We start from the raw sequence: 18,030 nt of genomic DNA, 5'->3' as shown, positions 1-18,030 counted from the left end.
CGTTCAGAGCTCCCGCACCTTCCCGTCCGCCACCTCCAGGCGGCGGGTGGTGTGCACCGCCTCCAGCATGCGGCGGTCGTGGGTGACCAGCAGCAGCGTGCCCTCGTACGAGGCGAGCGCCGATTCGAGCTGCTCGATGGCCGGCAGGTCGAGGTGGTTGGTCGGCTCGTCCAGCACGAGGAGGTTGACGCCGCGCGCCTGGAGGACGGCGAGCGCGGCGCGCGTGCGCTCGCCCGGGGAGAGCGTGGCGGCCGGGCGCAGCACGTGCGCGGCCTTCAGCCCGAACTTGGCCAGCAGCGTGCGGACGTCGGCGGGCGTGAGGTCCGGCACGGCCGCGCCGAAGGCGTCGAGCAGGGCGTCCTCGCCGAGGAACAGGCCGCGCGCCTGGTCGACCTCGCCGACCACGACGCCGGGGCCGAGCGCGGCGCTGCCCTCCTCCAGCGGCAGCCGGCCCAGCAGGGCGGCGAGCAGCGTGGACTTGCCGGAGCCGTTGGCGCCGGTGACGGCCACCCGGTCGGCCCGGTCGATCTGGAGGTCGACGGGGCCGAGGACGAAGGAGCCGCGGCGGGCGCAAGCTCCGCGCAGGGTCGCGACGACCTCGCCCGCGCGGGGCGCGGCGGCGATCGTCATGCGCAGCTCCCACTCCTTGCGGGGCTCCTCCACGACGTCCAGCCGCTCGATGAGCCGCTCGGTCTGGCGTGCCTTGGCGGCCTGCTTCTCGGAGGTCTCGGTGCGGAAGCGGCGGCCGATCTTGTCGTTGTCGGTGGCCTTGCGGCGGGCGTTGCGCACGCCCTTCTCCATCCAGGCGCGCTGGGTGCGGGCCCGTGCCTCCAGGCCGGCGCGCGTGTCGGCGTACTCCTCGTACGCCTCGCGGGCGTGCCGCCGGGCGGTGGCGCGCTCCTCCAGGTAGGCGGCGTAGCCACCGGTGTAGAGCGCGATCTGCTGCTGGGCCAGGTCCAGTTCGAGGACCTTGGTGGCGGTGCGGGCGAGAAACTCGCGGTCGTGGCTGACCACGACCGTGCCGGCGCGCAGGCCGGTGACGAACTCCTCCAGCCGCCGCAGCCCGTCGAGGTCCAGGTCGTTGGTGGGCTCGTCCAGCAGGAAGACGTCGTAGCGGCTGAGCAGCAGCGACGCGAGGCCGGCGCGGGCGGCCTGGCCACCGGAGAGGCCGGTCATGGGGGCGTCCGGGCCGGTGGTGAGGCCGAGGGAGGCGGTGACCTCGGCGGCGCGCTCCTCGAAGTCCGCGCCGCCCAGCGACAGCCAGCGGTCCAGCGCGGTGGCGTACGCGTCGTCGGCGCCGGGCGCCCCGTCGGCCAGGCCCTGGGAGGCGGCGTCGAGCGCGGCGGTCGCGGCGGCCACGCCCGTGCGGCGGGCGAGGAAGTCCGTGACGGTCTCCCCCGGGCGCCGCTCGGGCTCCTGCGGCAGGTGGCCGACGGTGGCGTGCGGCGGGCTGAGCCGCACGGCCCCCTGGTCGGGCGTGCCGAGCCCGGCGAGGAGCCGCAGCAGGGTGGACTTGCCGGCGCCGTTGGCGCCGACGAGGCCGATGACGTCCCCCGGTGCGACGACGAGGTCGAGACCGGAGAAGAGGGTGCGGTCGCCGTGGCCGGCGGCGAGGTCCTTGGCGACGAGGGTTGCGCTCATACGGATACGACGGTAACGGGTGGGCGGGCCCGGCGGCGAAGGGATTTCCGGGGCGTGTGCCTCGTGCCGCCGGGCCGTGGCTCACACCGGCTGCCGGTACTCCTCCAGGGCGGGGGCGGTCCGCGTCGCCGCGAACTCGGTGATCCGGTAGGTGCAGACGCCGGCCGTGACGAAGGGGTCGGTGGCGACGGCCGCGTCGACGTCGGCCCGGCTCGGGAAGTCGGCGAGGATCAGGCCGCCCTCGCGCGGCACCTTGGGGCCGGAGGCGATGAAGGCACCGCTGTCGTAGTGGCCGGTCAGCCAGGCGCGGTGGTCCTCGAGCAGGGCGTCGATGCGCTCGATGGGCGCGGTGTAGGTCAGTTCCAGGACGAACATGGCGCCAGGCTACGCGCGCCGCCCGCCGCCCCCGCACCGGGCCCCCATCGCCCCGGTGCCGCCGTTCACCTGTGGTCGCGTACGGTGGGCCGTCATGATCCCGCCACGTGACGACTCCGCCGCTCCCCCGCCCGGCTGGCCGGTGACCGAGGCCGGGGCCCTGGCCGTCCAGGACCGGCTGCGCGACCGCGTCGTGCTGGACGAGCCGGGCCCCGAGCCCGGCGCGCCCCTGGTCGCGGTGGGCGTGGACGTGGCGTACGACGACGCACGCGATCTGGTGGTGGCCGCAGCGGTGGCGCTGGACGCCGGCACCCTGGAGGTGCTGGAGGAGGCCACGGCCGCGGGCCCGGTGGCGTTCCCGTACGTGCCGGGGCTGCTGGCGTTCCGCGAGGTGCCGGCGGTGCTCGCCGCGCTGGAGCGGCTGACGGTGACGCCCGGCCTCGTCGTCTGCGACGGCTACGGGCTCGCCCACCCGCGCCGCTTCGGCCTCGCCAGCCACCTGGGCGTGCTCACCGGCCTGCCCACGATCGGCGTGGCCAAGACCCCGTTCGTCTTCGCGTACGACGCGCCCGGCCCGCGCCGCGGCGACAGCGCGCCGCTGCTGGACGGCGCGGAGGAGGTCGGGCGGGCGCTGCGGACGCAGGAGGGCGTGAAGCCGGTGTTCGTGTCGGTGGGCCACCGCGTGGACCTGGACCGGGCCTGCGCGCACGTGCTGCGGCTGGCGCCGCGCTACCGCCTGCCGGAGACGACCCGGGCGGCGGACTCGCTGTGCCGCCGCGCCCTGGCGGCCGGCTGAGGCGGTTCGGGCCGGTTGTCCGACCCTGCCCTTAGCGTGGGCCTTGCAATGCTTGCGCACACCGGGCAGGAGGCCGAGGACATGGCGGCAGCACGGAAGGGCCCGCGGACGGCACGGGAGGCGGTGCGCGCGTTCGCGCTGTCGCTGCCCGAGGCCGTCGAGGAGTTCCCCTGGGGCGACGACGCGGTCGTCAAGGTCAACAAGAAGATCTTCGTCTTCCTGGGGGGTGCCGGTTCCGACGGCATCTCCGTCAAGCTCAAGGACGAGGAGGCGCACGGCCATGCCCTGGCCGTGCCGGGCGCGGCCCCGACGGCGTACGGGCTGGGCCGGCACGGCTGGGTGTCGGTCCCGCTGACGGGCGGGGAGACCCCTGTCGAGCTGTTGTGCGACTGGGTGGAGGAGAGCTACCGCACCGTCGCACCCAAGCGGCTCGTGGCGCGCCTCGACGCCGGGTGAGCCGGCCCCGGGCACGGGGGCGGGGCACGAGGGGGCTTGTGGAGGCCGGAAGCCGTTCCTACCATCCCTGACATCGATGACTGTTACAGCAGTTGTGTCACAACACACGAGGGTGGGGGCCGCATGGCCGGCGCAGGGGAGGGTCCGCTCGCGGGCGTGCGCGTCGTGGAGCTCGCCGGCATCGGGCCCGGACCGTTCGCCGCCATGCTGCTGGCCGACCTCGGCGCCGACGTGGTCCGCGTCGACCGCCCCGGCGGCACCGCGCTGGGCCCGCCGCCGGAGCAGGACGTCACGGGCCGCAACAAGCGCTCCGTGGTGGTGGACCTGAAGTCCGCCGGCGGTCCCGGCACCGTCCTGGACCTCGCCGCCCGCGCCGACGTGCTGATCGAGGGCTTCCGGCCCGGCGTCGCCGAACGACTCGGCGTGGGCCCGGACGCCTGCCACGCCCGCAACCCCCGCCTGGTGTACGGGCGGATGACCGGCTGGGGCCAGCACGGCCCGCTGGCCGCCTCCGCCGGCCACGACATCGGCTACATCGCCGTGACCGGCGCACTCGCCCTGGGCGGCCCCGCCGACGGGCCCCCCTACCCCGTCGCCAACCTCCTCGGCGACTACGCCGGCGGCTCGCTCTACCTCGTCGTCGGCGTCCTCGCCGCCCTCCAGCACGCCCGCGCCACCGGCACCGGGCAGGTCGTCGACGCCGCCATCGTCGACGGCACCGCGCACCTCACCGCCATGCTGCACGGCATGCTGGCCGCCGGCCGCTGGCAGGACCGGCGCGGCGCCAACCTCCTCGACGGGGGCGCCCCCTTCTACGGCACGTACGAGACCGCCGACGGCGGCCACATGGCCGTGGGCGCGCTGGAACCGCAGTTCTACGCCGAGTTCGTCCGGCTGCTGGGCATCGGCGAGCCATTGCCCCCGCGCGAGGACCCCGCACGCTGGGGCGAGCTGCGGCGGCTGGTCGCCGAGCGGTTCGCGACACGTAGCCGCGCCGAGTGGACGGAGGTCTTCGAGAGCACCGACGCCTGCGTGGCGCCCGTCCTCACCCTCGGCGAGGCCCCCGGCCACCCGCACCTGGCCGCGCGCGGCACGTTCACCGAGCACGGCGGCATCACCCAGCCCGCACCCGCACCCCGGTTCTCCGCCACCCCGGCCGCCGTACGCCGGCCGCCCGCGCCCCCCGGCGCGCACACCGCCGAAGTGGCGCACGACTGGGACGTACCCGCCCTGCGGCCCACCCCGGCCCCCGCACCCGGGCCGCAGCAGCCCGGCACCCTCCCGCCGACACCCATGGAAGGCCAGTGATCGTGAGCACCATGAGCACACCGACGAGCCCCGAGGCGTACGTCTACGAGGCCATCCGCACCCCGCGCGGCCGCGGCAAGGCCAACGGCTCGCTGCACGGCACCAAGCCCGTCGACCTGGTCACCGGCCTCATCCACGAACTCCTGCGCCGGCTGCCCGGCCTCGACCCCGCGGCGATCGACGACATCGTGCTGGGCGTCGTCAGCCCCCTCGGCGACCAGGGCTCCGACATCGCCCGCATCGCGGCCATCGCCGCCGGCCTGCCCGACACGGTGGCCGGCGTCCAGGAGAACCGCTTCTGCGCCTCGGGCCTGGAGGCCGTCAACCTGGCTGCGGCCAAGGTCCGTTCGGGCTGGGAGAACCTGGTCCTGGCCGGCGGCGTCGAGTCGATGTCACGGGTGCCCATGGGCTCCGACGGCGGCGCGTGGTTCGCCGACCCGATGACCAACCACGCCGTCCGCTTCGTCCCCCAGGGCATCGGCGCCGACCTCATCGCCACGCTCGGCGGCTTCGGCCGCACCGACGTCGACGCGTTCGCCGTCCGCTCGCAGGAACGCGCCGCCGCCGCCTGGAAGGACGGCCGCTTCGACCGCTCCGTGGTGCCCGTACGCGACCGCAACGGCCTGGTCGTCCTCGACCGCGACGAGCACCTGCGCCCCGGCACCACCCTCGACACGCTCGCCGCCCTCAAGCCCTCCTTCGCCGGCATCGGCGAACAGGGCGGCTTCGACGCCGCCGCACTCCAGCAGTACCACTGGGTGGAGCGCATCGACCACGTCCACCACGCCGGCAACTCCTCCGGCATCGTCGACGGCGCGGCCCTGGTGGCCATCGGCAGCCGCGCGACCGGCGAACGGTACGGGCTGCGGCCCCGCGCCCGCATCGTGTCCGCCGCCGTCTCCGGCTCCGACCCCACCATCATGCTCACCGGCCCCGCCCCCGCCACCCGCAAGGCACTCGCCAAGGCCGGGCTGACCATCGGCGACATCGACCTGATCGAGGTCAACGAGGCGTTCGCCGCCGTCGTCCTGCGCTTCGCCGCCGACATGGGCATCGGCCTGGAGAAGATCAACGTCAACGGCGGCGCCATCGCCCTCGGCCACCCCCTCGGCGCCACCGGCGCCATGCTGCTGGGCACCGTCGTCGACGAACTCGAGCGCCAGGACAAGCAGTTCGGCCTGGTCACCCTCTGCGTGGGCGGCGGCATGGGCATCGCCACCGTCGTCGAACGCCTGTAGCCCACCAGCCCACCCGGCCGGATCACCACAGACCTGGAGAGACAGCACCCATGAGCGCACCCGCCACGATCCGCTGGGAGTGGGAGCAGGACGGCGACGGCATCGTCACCCTCGTCCTCGACGACCCGCGGCAGTCCGCCAACACCATGAACCAGGCGTTCGTCGCCTCGCTCACCGCCGTCGCCGACCGGCTGGAGGCCGAGCGCGACACCGTGCGCGGCGTCATCGTCACCTCCGCCAAGAAGAGCTTCTTCGCCGGCGGCGACCTGCGCGAGTTCATGACCGCCACACCCGCGGACGCACAGCACGTGTTCGACGGCGCCATGAGCATCAAGCGCGACCTGCGCCGCATCGAAACCCTCGGCGTACCGGTCGTGGCCGCCCTCAACGGCTCGGCGCTCGGCGGCGGTTACGAGATCGCCCTCGCCTGCCACCACCGCATCGCCCTCGACGCGGCCGGGTCGCGGATCGGGCTGCCCGAGGTCACGCTCGGCCTGCTGCCGGGCGGCGGCGGGGTCGTCCGTACGGTGCGCCTGATGGGCGTGACGGACGCGCTGCTGAAGGTCCTGCTGCAGGGCAGGCGGTACGCGCCGCGGCCCGCGCTGGAGGCGGGGCTCGTCCACGAGCTGGCCACCGACGCCGACGACATGCTGGCCAAGGCGCGGGCGTTCATCGAGGCGCACCCCGAGTCCCGGCAGCCGTGGGACGAGAAGGGCTACCGCATGCCCGGCGGCACCCCCGCCTCCCCCGCCCTCGCCGCCAGCCTCCCCGCCTTCCCCGCCACCCTGCGCAAGCAGACCGGCGGGGCGCCCTACCCGGCACCGCGCAACATCCTCGCCGCGGCGGTGGAGGGCGCCCAGGTCGACTTCGAGACGGCGCAGGTCGTCGAGGCGCGGTACTTCACCGAGCTGGTCACCGGCCAGACGGCCAAGAACATGATGCAGGGCTTCTTCTTCGACCTGAACGCCGTCAACGCCGGCCGCAGCCGCCCGGAAGGCGTCGAGCGGCACACCGCGCGCAAGGTCGCGGTCCTGGGCGCCGGCATGATGGGCGCGGGCATCGCCTACGCCTGCGCGAAGGCCGGCCTGGAGGTCGTCCTCAAGGACGTCACCCCGGAGAACGCCACCAAGGGCAGGACGTACGCGGAGCGCCGGGCCCGCGGCGACGACCGGGACGCCCTGCTGGCCCGGATCACCCCGACCGCCGACGTCGCCGACCTGGCGGGCGCGGACGTCGTCATCGAGGCGGTGTTCGAGAACCCCGAGCTCAAGCAGCAGGTCTTCCAGGAGGTCCAGCACGTCGTCGCACCGGACGCGCTGCTGTGCTCCAACACCTCGACGCTGCCCATCACGCTGCTGGCGGGAGGAGTCGAGCGGCCGGCCGACTTCGTGGGCCTGCACTTCTTCTCCCCCGTGGACAAGATGCCGCTGGTGGAGATCGTCAAGGGCGAGCGGACGAGCGACGTGGCACTGGCCCGCGCCTTCGACCTCGTACGGCAGATCCGCAAGACACCGATCGTCGTCAACGACTCGCGCGGCTTCTTCACGTCGCGGGTCATCGGGCAGTTCATCAACGAGGGCGTGGCCATGGTCGCCGAGGGCGTGCCCGCCGCGTCCGTGGAACAGGCCGCGGCCCAGGCCGGCTACCCGGCCAAGGTACTGGCGCTGATGGACGAGCTCACGCTCACGCTGCCGCGCAGGATCCGCGAGGAGACCCGGCGCGCGGTCGAGGCGTCCGGCGGCACGTGGACACCCCACCCGGCCGATGCGGTCCTCGACCGCATGGTCGAGGAGTTCGGCCGCCCGGGCCGCAGCGGCGGCGCGGGCTTCTACGACTACTCGGACGACGGCGAACGTCTGGGCCTCTGGCCGGGCCTGTCCGAACACTTCGGAAAGCCGGAACTGAAGGACGGCACGGGCTACGCCTTGTCGGACCTGACGGAACGCATGCTCTTCGCCGAGGCCCTGGACGCGATCCGCTGCCTGGAGGAGGGCGTACTGACGTCGGTCGCCGACGCGAACGTGGGCTCGCTGCTGGGCATCGGCTTCCCGGGGTGGACGGGCGGGGTGTTGCAGTACGTCAACGGCTACGAGGGCGGGGCGGCCGGTTTCCTCACCCGCGCACGCGAGCTGCAGGCGGCGTACGGCGAACGTTTCGCGCCGCCTGCGCTGCTGGTGGAGAAGGCGGAGAAGGGCGAGGTCTTCGCGGACTGAGCCGCCCCTTGGTCAGGGCTGCGAGGCGGTGCCCTGCGCGAGCCTGCACTGGTGGTCGAGCAGCTCCTCGGCGATCCGGGCGAGGCCGAGACAGTACCGGAACTCGGCCTCCAGCCCGCCCGCCGGCTTGACGTACCAGACGCGGTACGTGGCCTCGTCGGCACACTTCTCGGCGGCAAGCCGCCGCGGGTCGTCGACGGGCAGCAACCGGTCCGCGACCTCCCGGATGCGGGGCACGCGCTCGTGCAGGAAACGGCGGAGCTTGAGCGTGAGGGCGAGTACCTGCCCTGCGGGCGGCGAGACGGTTGCGTTGACGACGAGATCGATGACGGCCCTGATCTCGGGATCGGTGGTGGGCCCGAGCCGGGCCGGCAGCGGGGCGAATCGCGCGGGGTCGCACTTGGCGGTGCGGGGGAAGAGAGGCATGGCGGAATCTCCGTTCATTCGAACCGGATCCGAGCTTCCATGCGTAGCGGTACCGTGACCAGTGGTAACCGCGTTAGGAGATCGGGTCCGGTGTGAGGAGCCCCGGCCCGGCATAGGGGGAACAACTGTGCCCACGGTGAGGGGACTTAACCCCGAGGAACCATTCAACAAGTGGTACGGGGGAAAGATCAGGCAGCTGCGCGACAGGAACGGCTGGACGCAGGCCGACCTCGGCGACAAGGTGTTCCTGTCCCGCAGCCGGATCGCCCAGTTCGAGGGCGGGGAGGCACCGCCGTTCGACGTCGCGGAACGGCTGGACGAGGCGCTGGGGGCGAACACTTTTCTGAGCGATCTGTGGTGCCGCCTGGAGCGGCGTGGCGCCGACTGGCGGTCGGCACCTGCGGTGCTCGACATGGAGCGGAATGCGAGGAAGATCAAGTACTACATGAGCGTGATTCCCGCTCTCTTGCAGACGCGGGAGTACGCCACGGCCCTGCTCAGCGCAGGCATGCCCTTCTACGGCGGGAACCTCGACGACAAGGTGAATTTCCGCCTCGGCCGACAGGCCGTGCTCGAGTCCACCAACCCACCGTGGATCTGGGCGGTTCTCGACGAGTCGGCGCTCTACCGAAGCCTGGGGCAGCCCGACACCCTCCGCGACCAGCTCGTGCACCTGTTGAAGGCAACGGAGGCCCCGAACATCAACGTGCAGATCCTCCTGCACGATCAGGCGACGCTGTTCCCGGCCATCGGGCTGACGACCATTTTCGAACTTCGCGACGGCCGTACCGTCCTGTGCCGAGAAGGGGTCGAAGAGTCGGCGTTCACCTCGAACGAGAAGACTGTCGCGCCCTTCGCAACCCTTTACGATCACCTGCAGTCGGAGGCACTGTCGCCCACACAATCCATGGCGTTCGTGCGCAAGGTAATCGAGGAGAGGCATTCGTGAGTACGACTGCTTGGCGCAAGAGCACCCACAGCGCCGCCGCAGGTGACGGCTGCTTAGAAGTCGCCGCCGACTTCCGCACCACCGTCCCCATACGCGACAGCAAGAACCCCACCGGCCCGATCCTGAGCGTCCCGGCACCGGCCTGGGCCTCCTTCGTCAACGCCATTAGCCACGGCGACCTGCCCACAGGTAGCACGCGCTCGTGACTGCGACTGCTTGGCGTAAAAGCACCTACAGCACCGGCGGTGGCGAACACTGCGTTGAGGTCGCCGACCATTCCCCCGAGACCATCCCCATACGCGACAGCAAAAACCCCACCGGCCCCATCCTCACCGTCCCCGCCCCGGCCTGGGGCGCCTTCGTCAACGCCCTCAGCCGCGGCCGTCAGAGCTTCGTGCCCTCCGGCGCCTTGTAGCAGCGCGAGTCGACGTCAACGATAATCATCTTCGGCGGGTTTCCGGACCGTTTCCAAGCCCACTCGACAGTGAGCCAGTGGTGGGTTTCGGGATGGAAAGCCACAATTTCCGGATTACGGGCCTGGGAGTTCGTGTGACCGTCCCTCTTGATCACCCAGCCGTTCTTCGGCAGCTTCTCGCGAAGGTTCTGCATGGCCTGTTCGAAGGTCCCACTCGTCAAGTCGTAAATTGACCACGGGTGATTCACCTGGTAGTACGTGGTGAAGTCAGGGTCAACGGCATCACAGGCGCCCACCATCCCACCACCCTCGGTGACCTTTCCCTTGACGTCCATCCAGTCGAGCACTTGACTGGAGATGGAATTGACTTCACGCTTGGCCGATTCGACCGCACGGACCTCCGGCTTGTAGCCGAGCTTACCTTCGACATCGTTACTCATGTACCAATACCCCAAGACAATCAAGGCGGCCGCCAGAGAAACGACCGGCAAGAACAGTCGCCGGACCTTCCGCAGAAGCCCGGAACGCGGCTCACTCAAGTGTCACTTCCTCATACTGGCCCGTGATGACCCGAGCCTGGTTCTTCAAGCTGACGGATGGTTCGCCGTCATCCCTCACGTTCCAGTATCCGCCGTGATCCGGGGCGTCCGATTTCATCACATGCCCACCGAACTCCTTGTCAGTGGGAACCACCCGGTCATCCCCGAGGCCCATCGTGGCCCCACCCTCCCGGACAACCCAGTCATCATAGTTGTCGGCCTTCTCCGCCCACATGTGGTTGGGGTCGATGCCGAGGTCGGCGGCACGTTTCGCCTGCATTCCCGGGCTGCCCGCGGCGATCACGTCGTCGGCCAGCAGTGGGCCGTCCTTGTGGAGGCCGGACTTGGCCGCATCACCGATGAGCGTGCTGCCGTAGCTGTGCCCGATGATCGTGGTGTGGGCGTGGCTCCCCGTGGCTGCCTGATGGGCGGCTCTGTTTCCCTCGAGAAATTCCCGGAACGTGGGCCCGCCCTTTGCCGCGTACTCGTCCCACGTGGCCTCCGGAAAAATGTGGTCGGGTGCGTCGTAGTCGAACCACGAGATGGTCGAGATCTTGGCATCGGGCGCGAGACGGTGGCTCGCCTGCCACAGCTTCGATCCCCGATTGATGTCCTTGTCGATGGTTTCGAGACGCGTCTTCGTACCTGGGACATAGACGGCGGTGTGGTCCGCAGTGTCCGGATTACCCGTGGCCAGGACCACCCCGCCGTCCGCTTCCGGGTTGAAGCCGAGCAGATACGCCTCGGGCAGGCCCTCCGTGCCCGTACTGTCGAAACGCTTCTGTATGGCCTCCATACCTTTCAGCGTCGACTCCAGGTGCTGCTTCTTTGCGCCGTACTTCTTGTCCCATACCGCCCACTCGTTATTGGTCCGCACGGTCTCGCGGAAGTCGATGAAGCGCTTCGGTTCCGGCGGTATCGCGTCCAGCTGCTTCCGGTAATCGGCGCGCGTCTCGTCCAGCACAATACGGTTGGCCTCGTCGCGGACCGTCGCGGGCAGGCCGTTCATGGCGCCGACCCTCGCGGGGAACATGGCGGTGTAGTCGGCCTGCTGGTCGCTGGAGAGGTGTGCCCACCAGTCGGCGTTGGCCTTCGGGTCGCCGCCCTTCGGCGGCTCCTTGATGCGGCTCAGGTAGCTCTTTGCTCCGTCCCGTACCGCCCCGGCGTCCGACGTCACGTCGATCCAGTCGTTGTCGGAGACGGTCAGGTCGTCGTCGGCCTTCAGGCGTCGCAGCTTCGGCGCCCACTTCTCGTCGACCTCCGTGGCCTCCTTGATGGCCGCGGCTATGCGGTTCGCGATGCCTTGGGCCACGCCGAAGTTGGGGTTCGGGTTGAAGTTGGCCGACTGCTGGTAGATCGCCTGGGCGGTCACATCCGTCGTGCCGGTCGCCGTGCCGGCCTTGGGCTGGCTGCTGCCCTTCGCCTCTCCGGCAACCGGATAGGAGACCGAGCCGTCGGCACCCACCGTGAAGTTCTTGGCCTCGGCGTCCTCGATGGCCGCGTCGAGCTTGTCCTTCACCGCCCGCATGTCGGAGGCGAATGCGCGGAGCGCCGTGCTGATCAGCCCGCACTCGGCCTGGACGTAGTGGAAGTCCTTGGCCAGCTCCCCGAGCTGGTAGTGGGCCGCATCCGCGGCCTCGCCCTTGAGTGACTTCCGCATGCCCGCGGCCACTTCGTTCTCGATGCTGTCCTTGGCCGCACTGGCCATGTCACCGGTTTTGGCGTAGCCGGTCGCCGCCTCCTCGAATTCGGAGGGCTTGAACGCCTTGAGCGTCGCAAAGTCCATGAGCCCGGATCACCGGGCCTTCTGGTCGCCACCGACGGCGGGCGTGTCCTTGTACATGGCCTCCATGCCGTCGAAGTCGGTCTTGATGGCCTCGTCGTTCTTGTACTGGCCATTGCCGGCCTTCTCCAGACGCCCCTGTATCTGACCGCACCGGCCACTGAGCGCGTTCAGGTACGTCTTCCAGGTCTCGTACACCTCGGCCTGGGCCACCGCGCTCTGCACGCCGCTCGCATTCGCGCCCTTCTGCCCGTCTTCGAGCCCGGTGAGCGCGGTCTTGACGTTGCCGGCCAGCCGACCGACCCCATGACCCGCCGCGCTCCATGCCTTCCGGTCGGAACTCACCCAGCCAGAACCGCCGGAATTCCCGCCGACACCCGCAAGGTGCATTCCCGCATCAGCGGTCGCCTCCCGCTTCAGCTGCGCCCACTCCGACGCGAAAGAAGACATGCTCCCCAGCCACCCGTACTCGTGCAACGGCCCTGACAACGAGGCGTCAGTTTATGCAGCGGATCAGCGAGTGCCGCCCGAATGATCGCAGGTCACAGAAAGATGAGTACGGATACTCACCACCTCCTGAGCACCCACCCCCAGCCCCCGGGCGATGGCCCCCTGTTCCGCAAAAAGCGCGGGCCCGTCGTCCATGACGACGGGCCCGCACCGGGAGTCAGGAGTCAGCGCTCAGTGCTGGTGCGCCTTCTGCGCTTCCTGGATCTTCTGCCACGACTTCGGGGCCACCGGCTTCGCCGCCTTCAGGCTGTGCGCGCCACCCTTCCCCGTGGCCGCAGAGGCCGCCTTGCCGATGCCGTCGCGCGCGGCGTCGGCCGCGGCCGGCTTGCCGGGGGTGTTCAGCCAGCGGTCGAAGAGCTTCTGGAGCTTCTTGCCCGAGGTCTTCTCCGCGAAGGCGACGAAGTCCTGGACCGAGGCGTTGCCGTACTTGTTCTCCTTGGTCCAGTTCTGGAGGATCTGGAAGAAGACCTTGTCGCCGACCGCGTTGCGCAGCGCCTGGAGGGCGATGGCGCCGCGGTTGTAGACCGCGTTGTGGAACTGGTTGTCGGCGCCCGGGTCGGACGGCTTGACCTTCCAGAAGTCGTTGTCGGCCGGGATGCTGCTGTAGATGTAGTCGGCGAGCTCCTGGGCCGTGCCCTCGCCCTCCTTCTCGGACCACAGCCACTGGGCGTAGGTCGCGAAGCCCTCGTTGACCCAGATGTGGCGCCAGTCCTTCACGGAGACGCTGTCGCCGAACCACTGGTGGGCCAGCTCGTGGACGACGAGGGAGACGTTGGCGCCGTTGGCGAAGCCGGAGGGGCTGTAGTAGGGGCGGGTCTGGGTCTCCAGGGCGTAGCCGGTCTTGACGTTGGGCACGTAGCCGCCGATGGCGTTGAACGGGTACGGGCCGAAGACCTTGCTCTCCCAGTCGATGACCTCGGTGGAGCGCTCGACGCTGGCCTTGGCCGAGTCGTAGTTGTCGCCCAGGTCCTTGCTGTAGGCGTTGAGGACCGGCAGGCCGGAGGCGGTCTTGTCGGTGGTGATGTCGAACTTGCCGATGGCGAGCGTCGCCAGGTAGCTGGCCTGCGGCTTGGTGGAGCGCCAGTTGTAGCGGGTCCAGCCGAGCTTGGTGGTCTGCGACTTGAGCTCGCCGTTGCTGACCGTCTGGAGGCCCTCGGGCACGGCGACGGAGATGTCGTACGTGGCCTTGTCGAGCGGGTGGTCGTTGCTGGGGAACCACCAGGCGGCGGCCTCCGGCTCGTTGGCGACGACGGCGCCGTCGGGGGTGCGCTGCCACGCGCTGTACCCGTTGATCTTCACCTGCGAGGGGGTGCCGCTGTACCGGACCACCACGGTGATCTGCCGGCCGCGCTCCAGGGGCGCCGACGGCGTGATCTCCAGCTCGTGGTCGCCCGACTTGGCGAACGAGGTGGGCTTGCCGTTGACGAGTACCTCGCTGACGTCCAGCGCGAAGTCGAGGTTGAAGCGGGAGAGGGCCTGCGTGGTGGTGGCGGTGAGGGTCGCCGTGCCGTCCAGCCGGTCCGTGGACGGCTGGTACTTCAGCCTCAAGTCGTAGTGGGAGACGTCGTATCCGCCGTTCCCCGACGTGGGGTAGTACGAGTCCCCGATGCCGGGGGCGCCGGGCGTGGCGTCGGCGGCGGATGCCGGGACGGCCAGCAGCAGGGCGGCGGCGGCAGCGCTCGGGACGATGAGTCTGTGACGCACGGGCTCACTCCAACTCGTAGGGGGCGAAAGATCAAACGCAGCCTATGTACTCACCACCCGCCCGGTCATGTCCATGGCCCGTCCCGACATGTGATCGACACGTGCCCGACACGAGTGGCCGTTCGGCCACCCGTCACGAGCCCCGTCCGCCCCTCTTCTGCCCAGGAGTTGACCGCGCTACGGTCCCGCCGTGCCGAAACCCTTCCGGAACACCCGCATCCAGTTTCGCTTCCCCCGGGCGGCATCCTTTCTCGCGGCTCTGGCCGCCCTGGTCACCGTCCTGATCGCGCCCCCGGCGGCCGCGCTCGCCGGGAACGGCGCGAAACCACCGGACGAGAGCAGACCCGTCTACTCGTACGAACAGGCCGTACGCGAGTCGGTCTGGGTCGACACCGGCCTCGACGGTGACGGCGACGGCCGCACCGACCGGGTGGCGGTCGATGTGATCCGGCCGCGCGAGGCCGCCGAGCAGGGCATCCGGGTGCCCGTCATCATGGACGCCAGCCCGTACTACGCGTGCTGCGGGCGGGGCAACGAGAGCCAGAAGAAGACGTACGACGCGCAGGGGCGGCCGCTCCAGTTCCCGCTGTACTACGACAACTACTTCGTGCCGCGCGGTTACGCCGTCGCCCTGGTCGACCTCACCGGAACGAGCCGTTCGGACGGTTGCACGGACGTCGGCGGCCGCTCCGACGTCCTCTCCGCCAAGGCCGTCGTCGACTGGCTCGGCGGCCGGGCACGCGGCTACGCCTCGGCCCGCGGCCGCACCGCCGTACGGGCCGGCTGGAGCACGGGCGCGGTCGGCATGATCGGCAAGAGCTACGACGGCACCATCGCCAACGCGGTGGCCGCCACCGGCGTGCCGGGGCTGCGCACCGTGGTACCCATCAGCGCCATCAGCTCCTGGTACGACTACTACTTCGCGCAGGGCGCCGCCCTGTTCGGCAGCGGGCCCGACGGCCTGGCCGACCGCGTCGAGAGCGCGGCGGCGCGCGGCCGCTGCCAGGCCGTGCAGCGCGCGCTGCGGGAGGGCGCGCCCCGCAGCGGCGACTGGACCCCGCTGTGGGAGGAGCGCGACTACGTCAAGGACGCCGGCCGGGTGCGGGCCAGCGTGCTGGCCGTGCACGGGATGCAGGACCTGAACGTGCGCACCCAGCACTTCGGGCAGTGGTGGGACGCGCTGGCCCGGGAGGGCGTGGAGCGCAAGGTGTGGCTGTCGCAGGCCGGGCATGTCGACCCGTTCGACCTGCGCCGCGAGGAGTGGGTGCGCACCCTGCACCGCTGGTTCGACCACTACCTGCTGGGCTACGACAACGGCGTCGAGCGCGAGCCCATGGCGGACGTGGAGCGGGCGCCGGGGCAGTGGGCCACCGACGCGGTGTGGCCGCCGCGGGGCACCTCCGCCACCACCGTGCGGCCGGCGGCCGGCCCGGTGCCCGGCGTCGGCACCCTGGGTCTCCTTCCCGCGCCGGCCGGGGCCGCGTCGGTGTTCACCGACGACCCGGCGCTGGACGAGAGCGACTGGGCGGCGCACGCCACGGAGTCCACGCCGGCCAAGGCATCCTTCCTCACCGGTCCGCTCGCCCGGGACCTGCGGCTGTCCGGTTCGTCGCGGGTCCGTCTGACCGTGACGCCGTCCACCGGGTCGGCCCACCTGACGGCGGTCCTCGTCGACCTGGGCCCGGCCGTGATCCGCAACTACGCGGGGGCCGGGGAGGGCATCCGGACGTTGTCCGGCCGGACGTGCTGGGGCGCCGGCACGTCCGCCGACACCGGCTGTTTCCGCGTGACCGAGCCCGACACGGCGCAGGTGGCGCACACGGTGTTCAGCCGGGGCTGGGCCGACCTGGGTCACCACGCCGGGCTGGAGGAGGGCGAGGTGCTCACGCCCGGCCGGCCGTACACGATCACGCTCGCTCTTGGTGCCACCGATCACGTGGTGCCGGCCGGGCACCGGCTGGCGCTGATCGTGGCCGGGACGGACGCGGGCCTGGTGCAGCCGGCGTCGACGCGGCCCCGGCTGACGCTGGACCTGGCCGGGACGGCGGCGGAGCTGCCGGTGACGGGCGGCTGGCCGGCCTTCCTGCGGGCCACCCGCGGCGGCCCGGGCGGCGGCCCCAGCGGCCCCGGCGGCGGCTCCGGCGGCCTCCGGCAGCCGTACGACGCCGGGCCGCCCGTGACCGCGCCCGGGCTGCGGCCGCCGGCCGTCACGGCGCTGCCCTGAGCGGCGGGAGCGCGTACCGGCCGGTCTGCGCCGGGGCGCGCTCCCGCGCCCTTTTCCCCATGTCTTCCTTGACTCTCTTGACTCCCTTCCCCGGCATTCCTTCGAGTTCGGGGCGCTCACCCGTAAATGTCTTCTTTTTCAAGGAGAGTGACGCAGCTCACGCGTAAACCGGGTGCACGATGCCCCCGGTTCGGTCGTCTCTTTCACGGGAAGCGCACCACCGGGACCACAACCGCAAGGGAGCTGGCGTGTCCACTGTCATCGAACAGGCTGTCCAGGCACGGATCATCGCATCGGCCCCGCCCTCCCGCGCGGTTCCCGCGCAGCTGCGCTACCTCCGCTCCGACCCGTTCGCGGTGCGCGTCGCCTTCCCCGCCGCCGCGTCGCTCGACGGCGAGGCCGTCGAGTGGGCCTTCGCGCGCGACCTGCTGGCCCGCGGGCTGCTGCGCTCGGCGGGCGGCGGGGACGTCCGGGTGTGGCCGTGCGGGCCGCACCGCACGGTGGTGGAGCTCCACGCGCCGGAGGGCGTGGCCATGGTGCAGCTGGAGACGGGTGAGCTGCGGTCGTTCCTGGCCCGTACGTACGCCGTGGTGCCGGCGGGCGGCGAGGGCGGGCTGCTGGACGTGGACGGCCACCTGGCGGCCCTGCTGCGGCAGCCCTGACGGCCCGGCGCTCCCCGTGTTTCCCGTGCTTCCCGCCCGGCTCGGAGGCCGGCTCAGAGGTCCTCGCGCGTCCCGGCCCGCGCGGCGCGCCTGCGTGACGCGCTGATCTCCGCCTCGGCCGCCGCGCGGTCGGCCCAGCACGCCACGTCGACGGACTTGCCGGGCTCCAGCTCCTTGTAGACCTCGAAGAAGTGCTGGATCTCCAGGCGGTCGAACTCCGGCAGGTGTCTGAGGTCGCGCAGGTGCTCGTGGCGCGGGTCGGCCGCGGGCACGCACAACACCTTGTCGTCCTCGCCCTGTTCGTCCCGCAGCCGGAACATCCCGATGGCCCGGCAGCGCACCACGACGCCGGGGAAGGTGGGGTCACCGGCCAGCACGAGCGCGTCCAGGGGCTCGCCGTCGGCGCCGAGGGTGCCGTCGATGTACCCGTAGTCGGCCGGGTAGCGGGTGGAGGTGAAGAGCATCCGGTCGAGCCGGATGCGGCTGGTCTCGTGGTCCATCTCGTACTTGTTGCGGCTGCCTTGCGGGATCTCCACGACGACGTCGAAGTCCATGGGCTCCTCCGGAGCGGTCGGCGGGCCGGGCGGCCCCCATGGTCGCGCGGCCCGCACCACGGGCGCCACGGTGCCCCGTGGTCACTCTTCCGGGGGAGCGGAAGGGGCGCCTCAACCGGACTTCGGGCCCGAACGGGAAGGAACCAGACACCGGCCGCGGTACCGGGCCGCGGAAGAGGCCCGGCCTTTTACGCCTTCCGTCTCCCCCGCCGCTACGTCATCCGGCCCGGACCGGCC

The 18,030-nt window shown here is 71.4% G+C and carries 18 protein-coding genes; 10 read left to right on the top strand and 8 right to left on the bottom strand.

The annotated features are described in order from the left end of the window. Nucleotides 1–3: 3 nt before the first annotated feature. Together IE305_RS02330 and IE305_RS02325 are read right to left on the bottom strand one after the other, a co-directional pair. A complete protein-coding gene (locus IE305_RS02330; protein ID WP_190127649.1) occupies nt 4–1,641 on the bottom strand; it encodes an ABC-F family ATP-binding cassette domain-containing protein in 1,638 nt (545 codons plus the stop codon). Nucleotides 1,642–1,722: 81 nt separating this feature from the next. Beyond that, on the bottom strand, nt 1,723–2,016 hold the full coding sequence (locus tag IE305_RS02325) for a YciI family protein (RefSeq protein ID WP_190127648.1): 294 nt from the start codon (nt 2,014–2,016) through the stop codon (nt 1,723–1,725). A 94-nt stretch (nt 2,017–2,110) separates the two neighbouring features. Between IE305_RS02325 and IE305_RS02320 the strand changes: the two genes are divergently transcribed. From IE305_RS02320 to IE305_RS02300, 5 genes are all read left to right on the top strand, one after another. Continuing rightward, complete coding sequence (locus IE305_RS02320; RefSeq protein ID WP_190127647.1) at nt 2,111–2,812, top strand: endonuclease V; 702 nt, start codon at nt 2,111–2,113, stop codon at nt 2,810–2,812. Between the two features lie 81 nt (nt 2,813–2,893). Then, nucleotides 2,894–3,268 carry an MmcQ/YjbR family DNA-binding protein gene (locus IE305_RS02315; RefSeq protein ID WP_190127646.1) on the top strand — a complete coding sequence of 125 codons (375 nt, stop codon included), beginning with the start codon at nt 2,894–2,896 and terminating at the stop codon, nt 3,266–3,268. 123 nt (nt 3,269–3,391) lie between these two features. Further along, nucleotides 3,392–4,576, top strand: a complete 1,185-nt coding sequence (locus tag IE305_RS02310) for a CaiB/BaiF CoA transferase family protein (RefSeq protein ID WP_190127645.1) — start codon at nt 3,392–3,394, stop codon at nt 4,574–4,576. A gap of 11 nt (nt 4,577–4,587) precedes the next feature. After that, nucleotides 4,588–5,814, top strand: coding sequence for an acetyl-CoA C-acetyltransferase (locus IE305_RS02305; protein WP_190127644.1), 1,227 nt, complete (start codon nt 4,588–4,590; stop codon nt 5,812–5,814). Nucleotides 5,815–5,864: 50 nt separating this feature from the next. After that, a complete protein-coding gene (locus tag IE305_RS02300) occupies nt 5,865–8,027 on the top strand; it encodes a 3-hydroxyacyl-CoA dehydrogenase NAD-binding domain-containing protein (RefSeq protein ID WP_190127643.1) in 2,163 nt (720 codons plus the stop codon). A gap of 12 nt (nt 8,028–8,039) precedes the next feature. Here the strand turns inward: IE305_RS02300 and IE305_RS02295 are convergent, their stop codons facing one another. Then, nucleotides 8,040–8,453, bottom strand: coding sequence for a DUF6415 family natural product biosynthesis protein (locus tag IE305_RS02295; RefSeq protein WP_190127642.1), 414 nt, complete (start codon nt 8,451–8,453; stop codon nt 8,040–8,042). Between the two features lie 127 nt (nt 8,454–8,580). Between IE305_RS02295 and IE305_RS02290 the strand changes: the two genes are divergently transcribed. The 3 genes from IE305_RS02290 to IE305_RS02280 are packed head-to-tail and all read left to right on the top strand — an operon-like array spanning nt 8,581 to nt 9,817. Beyond that, entirely contained in the window at nt 8,581–9,402 is an 822-nt protein-coding gene (locus tag IE305_RS02290; RefSeq protein WP_190127641.1) for a helix-turn-helix domain-containing protein, read from the top strand. After that, a complete protein-coding gene (locus IE305_RS02285) occupies nt 9,399–9,608 on the top strand; it encodes a DUF397 domain-containing protein (protein WP_190127640.1) in 210 nt (69 codons plus the stop codon). Before IE305_RS02290 ends, IE305_RS02285 begins: the two co-directional genes overlap by 4 nt. Continuing rightward, nucleotides 9,605–9,817 (top strand): DUF397 domain-containing protein, encoded by a 213-nt coding sequence (locus IE305_RS02280; protein ID WP_190127639.1) that lies wholly within the window; start codon nt 9,605–9,607, stop codon nt 9,815–9,817. Before IE305_RS02285 ends, IE305_RS02280 begins: the two co-directional genes overlap by 4 nt. On the opposite strand, the gene IE305_RS02275 is transcribed toward IE305_RS02280, so the two are convergent. The 4 genes from IE305_RS02275 to IE305_RS02260 form a co-directional block, all read right to left on the bottom strand. Then, complete coding sequence (locus tag IE305_RS02275) at nt 9,787–10,356, bottom strand: hypothetical protein (RefSeq protein ID WP_190127638.1); 570 nt, start codon at nt 10,354–10,356, stop codon at nt 9,787–9,789. The genes IE305_RS02280 and IE305_RS02275 overlap by 31 nt on opposite strands. Further along, nucleotides 10,349–12,142 (bottom strand): alpha/beta hydrolase, encoded by a 1,794-nt coding sequence (locus tag IE305_RS02270; RefSeq protein WP_190127637.1) that lies wholly within the window; start codon nt 12,140–12,142, stop codon nt 10,349–10,351. The genes IE305_RS02275 and IE305_RS02270 overlap by 8 nt, the downstream gene beginning before the upstream one ends. A gap of 9 nt (nt 12,143–12,151) precedes the next feature. Continuing rightward, nucleotides 12,152–12,589 carry a hypothetical protein gene (locus tag IE305_RS02265; protein ID WP_190127636.1) on the bottom strand — a complete coding sequence of 146 codons (438 nt, stop codon included), beginning with the start codon at nt 12,587–12,589 and terminating at the stop codon, nt 12,152–12,154. A gap of 231 nt (nt 12,590–12,820) precedes the next feature. Further along, a complete protein-coding gene (locus IE305_RS02260) occupies nt 12,821–14,353 on the bottom strand; it encodes a M1 family metallopeptidase (RefSeq protein ID WP_190127635.1) in 1,533 nt (510 codons plus the stop codon). 217 nt (nt 14,354–14,570) lie between these two features. On the opposite strand from IE305_RS02260, the gene IE305_RS02255 reads away from it, so the two are divergent. Together IE305_RS02255 and ssgD are read left to right on the top strand one after the other, a co-directional pair. Next, the gene (locus tag IE305_RS02255) at nt 14,571–16,577 is read left to right on the top strand and encodes a Xaa-Pro dipeptidyl-peptidase (RefSeq protein WP_190128172.1); all 2,007 of its coding nucleotides are present in this window, start codon (nt 14,571–14,573) and stop codon (nt 16,575–16,577) included. 248 nt (nt 16,578–16,825) lie between these two features. After that, complete coding sequence (gene ssgD, locus IE305_RS02250) at nt 16,826–17,239, top strand: spore wall synthesis regulator SsgD (RefSeq protein WP_190127634.1); 414 nt, start codon at nt 16,826–16,828, stop codon at nt 17,237–17,239. Nucleotides 17,240–17,292: 53 nt separating this feature from the next. Here the strand turns inward: ssgD and IE305_RS02245 are convergent, their stop codons facing one another. After that, nucleotides 17,293–17,793 (bottom strand): inorganic diphosphatase, encoded by a 501-nt coding sequence (locus tag IE305_RS02245; protein WP_190127633.1) that lies wholly within the window; start codon nt 17,791–17,793, stop codon nt 17,293–17,295. Nucleotides 17,794–18,030 lie beyond the last annotated feature (237 nt).

The organism is Streptomyces mashuensis (genome assembly GCF_014654785.1).
GTDB lineage: Bacteria > Actinomycetota > Actinomycetes > Streptomycetales > Streptomycetaceae > Streptomyces > Streptomyces mashuensis.
The sequence above is the reverse complement of the archived record's forward strand: the minus strand, read 5'-3'. Positions and strand labels throughout refer to the sequence as shown.